11 protein-coding genes and 1 pseudogene are annotated in these 13,170 nt (G+C 61.5%); 8 read left to right on the top strand and 4 right to left on the bottom strand.

Annotation, left to right across the window (positions count from 1 at the left end; translation table 11 throughout):
* Window positions 1-530 precede the first annotated feature (530 nt).
* The 4 genes and pseudogenes from WJ16_RS33370 (at window position 531) to WJ16_RS16255 (ending at window position 3,894) form a co-directional block, all read left to right on the top strand.
* A complete protein-coding gene (locus WJ16_RS33370; RefSeq protein ID WP_076605956.1) occupies window positions 531-1,610 on the top strand; it encodes a lipid II-degrading bacteriocin in 1,080 nt (359 codons plus the stop codon).
* A 27-nt stretch (window positions 1,611-1,637) separates the two neighbouring features.
* Window positions 1,638-2,027 carry a hypothetical protein gene (locus WJ16_RS35560; RefSeq protein ID WP_236858266.1) on the top strand — a complete coding sequence of 130 codons (390 nt, stop codon included), beginning with the start codon at window positions 1,638-1,640 and terminating at the stop codon, window positions 2,025-2,027.
* Window positions 2,028-2,050: 23 nt separating this feature from the next.
* Window positions 2,051-2,143, top strand: a pseudogene (locus tag WJ16_RS35555) (H-NS family nucleoid-associated regulatory protein); the annotation flags it as partial.
* 332 nt (window positions 2,144-2,475) lie between these two features.
* On the top strand, window positions 2,476-3,894 hold the full coding sequence (locus tag WJ16_RS16255) for a glycosyltransferase family 9 protein (RefSeq protein ID WP_069258133.1): 1,419 nt from the start codon (window positions 2,476-2,478) through the stop codon (window positions 3,892-3,894).
* Between the two features lie 157 nt (window positions 3,895-4,051).
* Here WJ16_RS16255 and WJ16_RS35815 read toward each other — a convergent pair whose 3' ends face one another.
* Window positions 4,052-5,086: a methyl-accepting chemotaxis protein gene (locus tag WJ16_RS35815; protein WP_069258132.1), complete on the bottom strand. Its 1,035-nt coding sequence runs from the start codon at window positions 5,084-5,086 to the stop codon at window positions 4,052-4,054.
* A 517-nt stretch (window positions 5,087-5,603) separates the two neighbouring features.
* On the opposite strand from WJ16_RS35815, the gene WJ16_RS16245 reads away from it, so the two are divergent.
* Together WJ16_RS16245 and WJ16_RS16240 are read left to right on the top strand one after the other, a co-directional pair.
* A complete protein-coding gene (locus tag WJ16_RS16245) occupies window positions 5,604-7,256 on the top strand; it encodes an APC family permease (RefSeq protein ID WP_069258131.1) in 1,653 nt (550 codons plus the stop codon).
* Between the two features lie 258 nt (window positions 7,257-7,514).
* Entirely contained in the window at window positions 7,515-7,733 is a 219-nt protein-coding gene (locus WJ16_RS16240) for a hypothetical protein (protein WP_069258130.1), read from the top strand.
* A gap of 167 nt (window positions 7,734-7,900) precedes the next feature.
* Here WJ16_RS16240 and WJ16_RS16235 read toward each other — a convergent pair whose 3' ends face one another.
* The 3 genes from WJ16_RS16235 to WJ16_RS16225 form a co-directional block, all read right to left on the bottom strand.
* Window positions 7,901-8,176, bottom strand: a complete 276-nt coding sequence (locus tag WJ16_RS16235) for a pentapeptide MXKDX repeat protein (RefSeq protein WP_069258129.1) — start codon at window positions 8,174-8,176, stop codon at window positions 7,901-7,903.
* Window positions 8,177-8,295: 119 nt separating this feature from the next.
* Entirely contained in the window at window positions 8,296-9,075 is a 780-nt protein-coding gene (locus WJ16_RS16230; RefSeq protein WP_069258128.1) for a molybdopterin-dependent oxidoreductase, read from the bottom strand.
* A 10-nt stretch (window positions 9,076-9,085) separates the two neighbouring features.
* Window positions 9,086-9,724 (bottom strand): cytochrome b/b6 domain-containing protein, encoded by a 639-nt coding sequence (locus WJ16_RS16225; protein WP_069258127.1) that lies wholly within the window; start codon window positions 9,722-9,724, stop codon window positions 9,086-9,088.
* 388 nt (window positions 9,725-10,112) lie between these two features.
* Between WJ16_RS16225 and WJ16_RS16220 the strand changes: the two genes are divergently transcribed.
* Both WJ16_RS16220 and WJ16_RS16215 read left to right on the top strand, forming a co-directional pair.
* A complete protein-coding gene (locus WJ16_RS16220; protein ID WP_076605955.1) occupies window positions 10,113-11,282 on the top strand; it encodes a lactonase family protein in 1,170 nt (389 codons plus the stop codon).
* A gap of 506 nt (window positions 11,283-11,788) precedes the next feature.
* On the top strand, window positions 11,789-13,099 hold the full coding sequence (locus WJ16_RS16215) for an undecaprenyl-phosphate glucose phosphotransferase (RefSeq protein ID WP_236858263.1): 1,311 nt from the start codon (window positions 11,789-11,791) through the stop codon (window positions 13,097-13,099).
* Window positions 13,100-13,170 lie beyond the last annotated feature (71 nt).

The following is a 13,170-nucleotide window of genomic DNA, read 5'->3' as shown; positions in this document are numbered from 1 at the left end:
CCGACGTCGCGGATCGCGCGCCGCGCGCGGCTCGATCGGCTCGACCTGCAGGTGCGCGCGTGAATGCACTGCGCCCCTCGCCAGCGGCAACCGTCGCGCGACCCTTTGGCTGGCGGCCGCTACAGTCTCCAGCCGAGATCTACTGCGCGGTATCGAACGCGACGACGCCGTGCCGGCGTGCCCTCAAGCATCGGAGGGCAACGAGATCGTGGCGGCTTATCGCACGATGGGCTTCACGCTCGGCCGGCACCCGCTGGCGCTGCGGTGCGGTCGCCTGGCGCGCGATCGCCTTCAGTCGGCGGGACAACGTTCGATTGGACTCCCACCCAATTTCACTTGTAACCTCACACGTACAGTTAGATAATAGTAATGTTGATGAAGTCAATTTGAAAGACCGTCCGGGTGGCAACAATCTCGGTCACGCGTGTCATGCCTTCTGCAACGCCCAAGGGCAAAGCGTGTTGACTTCGTCAACCTTAAAATCGGTTTGACTTTTTAGTCAAAAAACCAAACGCTACTGGGACCGTTAGATGAAAAGACGACATTTTCTTGGGGCTTCCACCGCTTTATTAGCAAGCAGTCCTATTCGATCATTCGCGCAAGGACACGGTCCGGCCGACGATCTTCTGCCACCCATCAACGTTACGGCACCGACCGAACTTGCCCTCCCCATAGCCTCACCCAACGGTCCCGCCGGGGGCTATCATTGGGCAATAAATGGAGATAATATTCGTGGCGGCATATTTCAAATCGGCAAATTCAGATTAGTCAATGGAAAGAAAATTCTCGAAGCCGCTGCCGCCGGACGATCGCGCGACGTGCTTTATGAATTTGGCTATGGGATGGAACTTGCAAGCAAACAAGTTGTACAAGCGCAAATTGCAACTTATGCCCTTTTCACTTCCTGGATTGCAGACATGGGTTGGCAAGGCATCACTGGCGCAACCCAGTATGGCCTCTCCGATACGACGTTTAGCGGCCTCTCAGCAGCATTTGGGTTGTTCAGCGATTTTTATTTCAGTCATCTCCCGACCCAACCCATTGAGAGTTTTAAATTCTACGCCACTCCGTTTTTCACCCTTTCAGCTTACTACAATTGGATTAGGGGAAACGGAGAACCCAAATCGGTCGACCTGAAATCCCTGCGGCTTGGAATCGGTGTTCAACAGATATCTCCAATAAGAGACATTATCGTCAACGAAGGCATGGGACCTGGAGTTTATCCAATAGATGCCCAGTTCAGCACAAACTTGTTGAGCAATCAAGAGTTGATTGTTGGATCGGCCCTTGGACGAGTGAGCGGCCACATCCAAGGTGAGCTATTTTTAGGAAGTGACGATAGCTTCTATTTCAGAGGCGAATATACACTTAATCCAGACAAATTCGATTTTGACGCTTCTCGGTCTCGCCCGTCGATACAAGAGGCCTTGACTACACTCGTCCGCAAAATTGGAGAATTTACTGACCACAAAGATTTCATGATCTATTTTACTGGATCGCAACCACTCAACGTCAACGGAACGAGAGCCAGTATCAAAGCAATGAATCCGGATGGTACGCCAGCGGCCGTCCATACGCCTCGGATCGGAGGTTTCGGGCGCAGATCGTAAGTCGATTTTACTGCCCCTCGAACCGGCATGAGGAAAGCTCAGAAGCTTTCCTCACATCAGCAAACCGGATTTTTGTTTATGGAGGTAATTTTGACAAAAAAAATACTGAAATACTCGGCCACCACCATTGGTGCATTACTGGTTTTCATGCTAGTTTTATTTGCCATTTTAATTTACGTTAAAAATTGGGACGGCGGAGACGGTGTGTGCCCCAACATGAGTCGCCGCGAAATAACTGGATTCGTTGAAAAATACGCAAAACAAAATGGCGCATCAAAAATTATTTTTGATGAAAATTTCGAATACGTCACCGATCTCCACCAATGGAAGGTCCCGTATCGATCGGATGGCCATCGGTATATCGCAAAAATGACGTGCCTTGGAGTCATTCTTGATAATGTGGGTCCGTATGATTGACCTCCAATTTTACCCATGACAGTCGGTATCGCCACCCCGATACTGGTGCGACCTGGAGCGGTCGCGGTCGGCCGCCGGCACGGATCGGCGGCAAAGACCGCTCGCAGTTTCAGATCGCGGCACCGATCACCCGAGGTCGAACTGCGCGCCGTCACTCGACACATTCGACCTGCCTCTCTCGCGGTGGGTATGCTCGATCCGGCCGGCCACGTATCACCCAACGTTCGCCCATGGCGCTATTCGAAATACCCGCTGATCAACCGCTATATTGTTGACGTTCGACAGCAAGTCGAGTCGTCGTCGGTTCGTCGCCTGCCGGCCACGCGCCATCCGAAAAGACGGGTATCCTTCCTGACTGAAGGACGAACCTGTTCGGTTCGAACTGCTCTCGACATTCGCTTCCAGAGCTTCGAGAAAATAACGCCCTATCAGCCACAGAGCGCGATCCATGACCAACGGTAATTCTGTGCTCGACGTACAACATCTCGTGCAACGTGGTGAGATGGACGAAGCCCGACGCTTGCTGGACAGTTTGAGAGCCGACGACGGCGATAGCGCGTTATTTTTCCACGCATGCGCTCAGTTTCACTATTTCCTCGGCGAGTTTGAAAAAGCGGTCGACCTGTGCGTGGCAGTGACTCAGCGTGCACCAGGCTATACGAACCATCGCATGATCCTGTTCCATGCGTGCGCGCACCTCGGCAGAATCGACGTTCTCGATGCCCACTTCGAAGCGCTCGTGCAGGGACTCAATGAATGGGATCGCCTGCAGATACAGTTCGAGATTCAATCCCTGTTCGGCCAGGATGACGAAATCATCACGCGATCCGCGTCGTGTCTTGCATCGCATCTCGCAAGTGCGATTCCGAACGCCACCGCCATCCAGCTGCGAAAAAATCGAAGCACATCGCTGATGCGGGCTTATGGCATCGCCGCGGGCCTCAAAGAATATGCATCGGCATTTACAAGCCGCGCAGCCGTCTCCGAGATATACGGGATCACAGACCCCGGCTACTGGTGTGGTGACACACCCTTGCCGCGCATTCTCCGCTACGTCCGTGGCGGCGGTTTCGGTGACTGGCTCCAGTTCGTCCGGTATCGCGCGCTGCTCGCGCAGACAGGGACAGAACTCGTCCTTCATGAACCGTGGCCTTGCCTGCCCGTCAACCCCGCGTGGTTGAACGATTACCGCGACGTCGGCGCCCGCGAACTGTTGGCGCCCCTGTCAGGTAACGCGCCATACGACGAAATGTGGGCCACGCCGTTCTCGCTGTTCACCGCGCTTTTTCCACTGGCCGGCTATCTGCCGGCGCGACGCGCGATGTACGAAGAGACACCGTCTCCGTCCATTGCGGACCTCGCAACACGCATTCGCCACGATGCACGCGGGCGCCCATGCGTTGCGCTCTTTTGGTCAGGGAATGAATCTGCTCACGGAGATTTCGCGTGGAGAAGCCTGCGCCTGCATCAGATACGTCCACTGCTGGAAAATCAGGACATTCATTGGATCGTATTGCAACGTGGCCTCGAAATGGAGCGATGGCTGGCAGATGACTTGTCGCACTCGACAACCAACATCGACTCGACAACCGATCTGCATTCGCTGGCGATGCTGCTTTCGACGGCCTCGGACGCTGTCGTCAGCGTCGACAGCGGCCCGCTGCATCTTGCGGCCAGTTTGAACCTGCCGACCCTTCTGCTTTCGCCGCTGCATGCGGACTGGCGCTACGAGCGAATGCCCACGGCGACACCGTGGTATCCGAATGTCCGCATCGTTCGGCAACCGATGATGGGCGACTGGCACGCAACTGTCGACGAAGCGGGCAGGATTCTCGAAGTCTGGTGCCGCACCGGAAAGTTGTCGTGAGTGCTAAAGGAAGATCGTCGAACCGTACGAGATATTCCGTGCCGGATGCTGATCGACGACGCCGCTTTGTCATCACGCGAACGTAAAGCACGATTGCGAGTTCACGGCGTCGTGGAATGCGTAACCGGCGCAGACCCTACCCGGATGCGGCCCGATCTTACGCGGGCTTCTGGCAGATCACGCCATACCAACCCAACCCGCGATACGTCTCGTACCCTGGCGTCGCGGCGAACGAGACAATCGCTCCGTCTGCTGCCCGATAGAAGCCTGTCTTCCTGCCCTCGGCCTGCACGCGGAAGCGCTCGGTCAGGAGTCCTCGTCCGTCCGACGCGGCGATCACGCGAAAAGCCGAATCGACAATCATGCAGCGAGTGCGTGTCCATTCATCGTCGCTCAGGCGTACGCCCTTGACGACAGCGCCAGCTTGCGGTGCCCAGTCGAAGAAAATAACGAGTGCGCCGAGCACGCGGCCGCTCGCACGACCGCCCTCGCGGATCGCCGTCGCGTAGGTCGCCACTTGGGCATCATGCATCAAAGGGAGCGCCTCGACGTCGCACGCGACATAGTCCGCGCCCGAGCCGGTTTTCATCGCGGCCTTGAACCAGGCCGCTCCCACTACGTTCTGCCCGCGCACGGAATACAGACCAGGCCGACCGTTCGCGACGACGAAGCCGCGTTCGTCGACTACCCAAATGTCACGGTAAACCGTATAGCTGTCGAGAATCACCGATAGTCGCTCGCCGGCATGCTTCACCGACGCAGCGTCGTTGTTCTGGAGACAGTCCACGACGGCCGAGTCGGTTGCCCACCAACGCACGTCACACGAGCGTTCGTAGAGGTTGCGGTCGATGACGTCGATCATGTTGAGCGCGAGATCGGCACAGCGCTGGCCGTCGTGCGATCGCAGGCGTTCGATCATGCTGTCGCCGAGCTGCGTAAGCGTGGACAGCGAGCCGGCGAGATCCTTGTTCAGAGCCGTGGTGATTTCCGAGATGCGGCTGGAAACGTGCTTGACCTGGTTTGCGACTACGGCAAAGCCCTTGCCCGCGTTGCCGGCGCGCGCAGCTTCGATGCGTGCATTCAGTGCGAGAAACGTGGCCTCGCGATTGATGTCGTTGATGTCGCTGATCTTGCTCGTTGCGATTCGCTTGACTTCATGCGTGAGGTCGACGATAGCCTGGGGATTCGACATGCCGTAGTTCCTGTGAACGTTGCCCGATCTGCCGGTTACGCAAGCTTTGGGCCAGTTCGAAGGGTGCGATGGCTTAAGAACGCAAACGTTGCGTTCCCGCCAATGGGGCAGCCGGCCTGTGGATATGACTCGTGTTGGCGCCCCGACGCACCGGATGCGGGCATGGGAAGTCGCGCCCGGCATTGGCGTTTTTCTCGGATATCCGAGACTCACGGCTGAGGTTGCGTGGTTGACTGGAATTCCGCGATGAACCCAAAAAAAGCGCCGTCCAAACGGACGGCGCATCGAACGAAGACTCGCTTCGGGTACGGAGAATCGAACGCAATCACCCAACGCTCGACCCACCGCATTGTCGCGGAGCGACAGCCCGCGACGCAATCGGACCGGTCCGAGCACACGCCTACTTTCAGACTGGGCCGATTCATTTCGGCCATCCCCGCGTTCGACAATGCTTCCACCCTGCCCGACCCGCTTGCCGGTCCCGCCGGCCGGGAAATCGACCACACAGGAAAAGCATATGAACGATGCAGGATCGTCTACTCGCCATGCCGACGCCGCCGCCGATGCGCGCAGCGATTCCGGCGGCCATACGCTGCAACGCGGCCTGACCTGGAAAGATGCGTTCTGGGTCACGAGCGGCGTGCCCGCCGGCGTGCTGTTCACGATCGGCGGCGTGTCCGCGACGATCGGCCACCCCGCATGGGCCGTCTGGATCGCCGCGATCACGATGGGCCTGATCCAGAGCGCCACCTATGCGGAAATCTCCAGCCTGTTTCCGCACAAATCGGGCGGCGCGTCGGTGTACGGCGCGATCGGCTGGGTGCGCTACAGCAAGCTGATTGCCCCGGTTTCCGTATGGTGCAACTGGCTCGCGTGGTCGCCGATGCTCGCGCTCGGCTGCGGCCTCGCGGCCAGCTACGCGCTCACGAGCCTCTTTCCCGCCGATGCGGCGGTGCTGACCTGGCAGCTGAAGCTGGCCGACCTGAGCTTCATCAAGCCCGGCCTGTCGCTGCGGATCAACGCGATCTTCATCATCGCGGCGATGCTGTTGCTGATCACGTTCAAGCTTCAGCACAGCGGCGCATCGAAGGCCGCGAAGACGCAGCGCATCCTCGGCATCGCATCGCTCACGCCGCTCTTGATCGTCGGCGTCGTGCCGTTCGTCTTCGGCGACGTGCCGATGTCGAACCTGCTCCCGCTGCTGCCGCTCGGCCACGATGCGCAAGGCAATCTCACGGCCGCGACGTTCGGCACGTGGAACGGGCAGGGCGTGACGATGGCGCTCGGCGCGATGTTCATGGCCGGCTGGGCGTCGTACGGCTTCGAGACGGCCGTCTGCTACACGCGCGAATTCCGCGATCCGCGCCGCGACACCGCGAAGGCGATCTTCTGGTCGGGCGCGCTGTGCCTCGTCGTGATGACGCTCGTGCCGATGGCGTTCCAGGGTGCGCTCGGCACGCAGGCGATGCTCGATCCCGCGATTCGCGACGGTACGGGTGTCGCCGCTGCGATGGCGAAGATCGTCGGCGGTGGCGCATGGGTCGCGAATGCGGTGGTCGTGATGCTGATGCTGTCGATCCTGTTGATCGTGATGACGTCGATGATGGGCTCGTCGCGCACGCTGTATCAGGCGTCAGTTGACGGCTGGCTGCCGAAGTACCTGTCGCACGTCAACGAACACGGCGCGCCCACGCGCGCGATGTGGACCGATCTCGGCTTCAACCTCGTGCTGCTGATGATGTCGGACTACATGACGGTGCTGTCGATCTCGAACGTCTGCTACATGTTGTTCGTGTTCCTGAATTTGCAGTCGGGATGGATTCACCGGATGGATCGCGGCGACCGCGATCGGCCGTTCCGCTGTCCGACCTGGCTGCTCGTCGCGGGCGCCGTCTGCGGCTACGCGAACCTCGTGTATGCGGGCGCGGGCGCCGATCTGCAAGGCGAAGGCACGCTGCGCAACGGGCTGATCGCGATGCTGCTGATCGTGCCGGTGTTCGTCTATCGCCACTACTGGCAGGATCGCGGCCGCTTCCCCGCGCAGATGCAGCGCGACATGGAGATCGAGCTGCCCAAGCGCAGCACGTGGCTGAATCTCGCGCCGTATGCGGCGCTGATCGGCGCGGTGCTGACGGTCGCCGGTTCTTATTACTTCGCGTGGGGCCGTTGAACACGCAGCGCCGGCCGCGAGGCCGGCGGTATTGAAGCCGGGTCGACGTACATCGACGGCCTGCCCGGGTGCGCGTGATGCATCCGGGCAGGCCGTCGACCGTACGAGGCCCCGGAGCGGGTGTTCGATGGTGGCCGGTGGGCGCGGCCACGTCACGATTCAGATGCTGACCGTGCTGCAGTCTCTAAAGAAACGCTGCCAGATGCGAGCATCGAGCACCCGCCCCCGGACCTTGCCGCCGTTCGGGCGGAAACGACCATGACACCCGTTCGCGCACCGCTGCCGGACGGCGAATACCAGGCCACCTCCAAGGAACGCAACGATCTCGCCGCGGCACTCAACGGCCATGCCGCCGTGTATCCGCGTGCGCGGATGACGGTCGATCACGGCGTGGCGATTTTTCATCGCGACGGTAAAACGCTGTGGACCTGCGACGCGGCGTATGCGGCCGCGCACTTCAGGATCGATCGGGTGTGAGCGGCTGCGTGGCGGGCCACGCGATTGCCGGCCCGCCGCAGATTTGGCCGGAACGGTTCTGCGACGCAAAAAAAGCAGAGAGCGGTTCGCTCTCTGCTCAGGTGGAACGCAATTGCCAGCGGCAACTGCGTTGTGCAGCCGTTCACGGGCTGCACTTCCGGACGGCATTACTTCGACATTGCGTCCTTCGACATCGTGCTCTTCGACATCGCATCCTTTGCCATCGAGTCCTTTGCCATCGAATCCTTCGCCATCGAGTCCTTCGCCATCAGGCCCTTCGACATGTGACCTTCCTTGCTCATGCCGCTTTTGGCCATATGATCCTTCGCCATGCCGTCCTTCGCCATGCCGTCCTTTGCCATCCCGTCGGCCGTCTGGGCGAAAGCGACAGTGGCGCTCGACATGAGGGCGAGAGACAGGGCTGCAATACCAATCTTCTTCATGAAACCAACTCCGTTGATGAGATAAATGACAGGGGGGAACAAGCCGGCAACGCCGGCATTTTTTGGCCGCGGCGAACGCCTGAAGCGGCTCGACGCAGGCCAAATTCGAGTCGCGTACGTCAGGATCCGCCGAACCAGTTGTATCCGCGGTCGACCCAGTAACCGCCGGGATACGTGTTGGTCACGAAGATCTCCATGATGTGCTTGGGATTCTTGTAGCCCAGCTTGGTCGGCATCCTGAGCTTCATCGGGAAACCGTACTTCGCGGGCAAACGTGCGCCGTCGTATTCGAACGCAAGGAGCGTTTGCGGATGCAGCGCCGTCGGCATGTCGATGCTTTCGTAGTAGTCGTCCGCACACTTGAATCCGACGTACTTCGCCGTCGTGTCCGCGCCGACGCGGCGCAGGAAATCGCCGAACGGCGTGCCGCCCCAGCGCCCTATCGCGCTCCACCCTTCGACGCAGATATGCCGGGTGATCTGTTCGGCGCGCGGCAGCGCGTAAAGCTCCGGCAGGGTCCAGCTTCGCCGGCCGGTCACGCGTCCGCTCACTTGCAGCCGATAATCCGACGCGTCGACGGCGGGTACGTCGTCGATGCCGTAGAACGCATTGAACGGAAACGGCCGGGTGATTTGCGCGTCGGTATAAGTCGGCGCAAGACGGTTCGGATCGAACAGCATCGCTTGCGCCCGGTCGTTCAGACGCGACACGGCGCTGAGGAACGTATCGACCGACTCGTCGTCGGTCAGCGAACAGCCGGTCAGCATCGTCAGGCCGCCCAGCGTCAGCAATTGCTTGCCGAACAGCCGCCGCGACGGCAGCGCCAGCTCGCGGCGCACATCGATCAGGATCGGTGCGCGATCGAGCGCCGGACGTTTCTTTCCATTTTCTTCATTCATAGCGAATTCCTTATCGACCGCGCAGCATCGCGATCAACGAACGCGGAACCAGCGCGACCATCGTCACGTGCACGACGATGAAGGCCGCCATCAGGCTCATCGCGACGAAGTGCACGACGCGAGCGGCGTCGTATCCACCCATCAGTTCCCTCAGAAGCGGGAACTGCACGGATTTCCAGATCACGAGCCCCGACAGCAGCAGCACGACGAGATCGCAGACGATGAACAGGTAGGCGAACTTCTGGACCGCGTTGTAGCGATGCGGGTCGTCATGCGAGAGCTTGCCGGTCAGTGCGCGGGCGAGATCCCGCAGGATCGCGCGCGGCGTCACCGGCATGAATTTCCGGAAACCGCGCCCGCTTGCGAGATTGATCGCCAGATAGGCGAGCCCGTTGAATGCGAAAAGCCACATCGCGGCGAAATGCCATTGCAGTGCGCCGCCCAGCCATCCGCCCAGCGTGATGCTCGCCGGAAACGTGAAGCCGTCGAAGATCGGCGATGCGTTGTAGATACGCCATCCCGACAGCATCAGCGTCACCGCGGCGATCGCGTTGAGCCAGTGCGTGACGCGCAACCAGACCGGATGGACCGTGCCGCCGCGCCGCGCAGGCGTGCGGGTCGAGCGTGAATCGGAGCCCGTTGCAGACATGAAATCCCTCGATCGAATGCGTTACCCGGATTGAAAAAGCGCGGTCGATCGAACGACGTGTTCGATGACGACCCGCGATACTCCCCGGGTAACAGGTAGGCGGCCGGCGAAACGGGCAAAACTGAAAGCGCCGGAACAAGGCGGTCGCGATACGAACCGCAACCGAAGGAGCCGATGGTCGCAAACGCGTCTGGCGTCCGGCAATAAGACTGATCTGATTCTTCGGCAACCTGATCGATGCATGTCGCGCTTCAAATCTGCGTGCAAAAAAAATCGGCGCGCGCCGTCATATTCGTTCGGCCGATCCGACTATTCGCTCCCCTAACCAGGACGATGAAGCCTTCGAGCCGTTGCCTCGGGCCGTGTCGTCGAATCGGAGCATGACTCGATGTTGAATGGAAAAATGCTGTACAGCGCGCTGCTGGCCCTCTCGCTCACCGCTTGCGGCAGCGGTATCGATCAGCAGAGCATCGACGCCGACAAGCTGTTTTCCCAAACCAACGAAACGGACAACGCGGTGCTGATGTTCTCGCGCCGTCCGGACGGCACGCTGTCGTCCGGCGTGCGCGTGGCGACCGGCGGACACGGCACCAACGGCGTCAATTTCTTCATGGGAGGCGCCGTCGCGCCGGATTCGCTTGCGAGCAATCACAGCGTGATCGTCACGCCCGATCGCAGCCGTCTGTTCGTCGTCAACTCGGGCGACGCGACCGTTTCGGTGTTCTCGCTCGACCCGGTCACGCACGCGCCGCGCCTGCTGCGCGTGACCCCGACCGGCGGCGAACATCCCACGAGCCTCGCTTACTACAACGGCGTGCTGTACGTCACGCACCAGACCGGCGATCAGCAGCTGCGCGCCTACCGCGTCGAGGACAACGGCGGACTGACCCAGACGGGCGCCTATCCGCTCGTCCGGGAAAACGCGCTGCCGACGTCGGTTACAGTCAGCCCCGACGGATCGACCGTCGTCGTCAACGTTCCGCTGTCGGGCCCGGGCGGCACGCAGCTCGACACGATCGTGAGCTTCCCCGTGCTTCCGGACGGCCGGCTCGGCGCCGCGTCCACCATTGCGTCGCAAAGCGGCGTTCCGTTCGGCGGCCGCTTCGCGCACGGCAGCCAGCGCGACCTCTATGTCTCGGCGGATGCGAGCGGGGCGCTCAACACCTATGCCGTGTCGCGCGGCACGTTGCAGGGCCGCAGCGGCCCGATCGCGAGCGGGCAAGCAGCCAGCTGCTGGCTGGCGATTTCGCCGGACAATCGCTTCGTCTACGTCGGCAACGGCGAGGGCAGCGTGTCGTCGTACGCGCTCGACGCGAGCGGCCGTGCCACGCTCCTGAAATCCGTCGCCGCGCAGGAACCCGCGGTCAACGGTCAGGCGACCAGCCTCGCGGGCGACTCGTGGATCAGCCCTGACGGCAAGTTCCTGTACCAGAGCTATCTCGGGGCCGACAAGGTCGTGACCTATGCGATCGGCGCCGACGGGTCGCTCACGAAGCTCGACGAGAAACCGGCGGGAACCGCAAGCGGCGTCAGTCTGCAGGGGATGGCCGCCGTCTGACATCGCACCGGCGCCACGGACCGCTCGTCGGCCGCGGCGCCGGCGATACGACACGGCGAGCGCGCGGCCCTCGGCGCCGCGCCCTGCAGACGCCGACCTCGCATGGGGCGGTGCGGGCCTGCCCCTCCCCCTGCCGGTCTAAAACCGGCGCGTAGCGGCAATCACCGGACGCCGGGAAATCTGCCGCGCACGGCAATGCATGCCGACGGACAGCGAAAAACAGGACTGGTCCGACATCGAAACGCCACCAAACGTCCCGTTGCCCGATGGCCCCGCCTGATCGCGGTCAATAGAATGAAACAAACGATCCGCTTCGCATCTCTCCCTTTGCGGATCAACACAACAGGAAACAGATACCCGAGGCGGACTCGAAATCCGCATGCGAACGCGATCCGCGTGTGTCGCGCCGTCATGCTTCGAGTCAACATGGAATGCAGAAAAGTCAGGTTCACCATCAAGAATTTATCGTAGTCCTCATCGATATTTGCGTAATCGCCACGATCGCGATGACGATGCTCGGCGAGTCGATGTGGTCGCTCGCGGCGCTCCGTACGGAAACGCTGCTCGTCGCATCGAGCGCGCTGTTCGCGACGTTCCTGCTGAGCCTCTCCGATCGGACCCTGAACGATACCGGCGTCCGTGCGACTCGCTACCTGCTGCGCACACTGGCCCTGTGGCTCGTCGCGCAAGGCAGCGTGTTCGCGATGATGATCGCGCTGTCCGCCGTCAGCCTCGCATCGGTTGCATGGTTCATTCGCTGGACGTTCGGCGTGGCAATCGCGCTGGTGGCGTTTCGTATCAGCCTCTTTCTGTGGCGATGCCGTCGCCTGCGCGCGCCCCGGCGCCACCGGGCGATCGCGATCGTCGGAACCGGCGAGCGCATCGCGCGACTGGCTGCCGGGATCGACGGAGCTTCGCCGTTCCGGCTCGTCGCGATCTGCCAGACGTCGCCGCACGACACGCCGATCGACGGCGCGTTGCCCGTTCTGCACGACCTCGCCGCGTTTTCGCGGCAGGTGCGGCAACAGCGTGCGAGCGAAATCTGGATCGCGCTGCCGCTGAGCGACGAGCAGACGATCGTCTGCGTCATCGACGAATTCCGCCACGACTTCGTCGACATGCGCCTGCTGCCCGACATCAGCCAGCTCGCGCTGTTCGGCAGCCAGGTCGACGAAGTTCTCGGCGAACCCGCGATCTCGCTCGCGGTTTCACCGTTGTCGCTGCGGGCGCGGATGGCGAAGGCCGTATTCGATCGCGCGTTCGCGGCCGCTGCACTGATCGCGCTGATGCCGCTGCTGCTCGCGATCGGCGTCGCGGTGAAGCTGTCGTCGCCGGGGCCCGTGTTCTTCACGCAGAAGCGGCGCGGCGCCGATGGAGAAACCTTCGACATCTACAAGTTCCGCACGATGAAGCTGCACGTCGAGCGGGACGGCACGGTGGCGCAGGCGACGCGCAACGATCCGCGCGTCACGGCCGTCGGCGCGCTGTTGCGGCGCACGAGCCTCGACGAGCTGCCGCAGTTCATCAACGTGCTGCTCGGCGACATGTCGGTGGTCGGCCCGCGCCCGCATGCGGTGGAACACGACGCGCAGTACCGCACGCTCGTCGACGGCTACATCCACCGCTACCGGATCAAGCCCGGCATCACCGGATGGGCGCAGGTCAACGGGCTGCGCGGCGCGACCGAACGCGTCGAAAGCATGCAGTCGCGCATCGAGTACGACCTGTACTACCTGCGCAACTGGTCGTTCGCGCTCGATCTGCGAATCATCGGCGCGACCGTCCTGAAAGGGATCGTGCATCCCAACGCTTACTGAGCGGCAGACCCGTTCGCTTGACCGGCGAACGCAGCGCGCTCTCCACTGAACCCGCTTTGCCCGGCCACCCC

The sequence above is a fragment of the Burkholderia metallica genome (genome assembly GCF_001718555.1).
GTDB lineage: Bacteria > Pseudomonadota > Gammaproteobacteria > Burkholderiales > Burkholderiaceae > Burkholderia > Burkholderia metallica.
The sequence above is the reverse complement of the archived record's forward strand: the minus strand, read 5'-3'. Positions and strand labels throughout refer to the sequence as shown.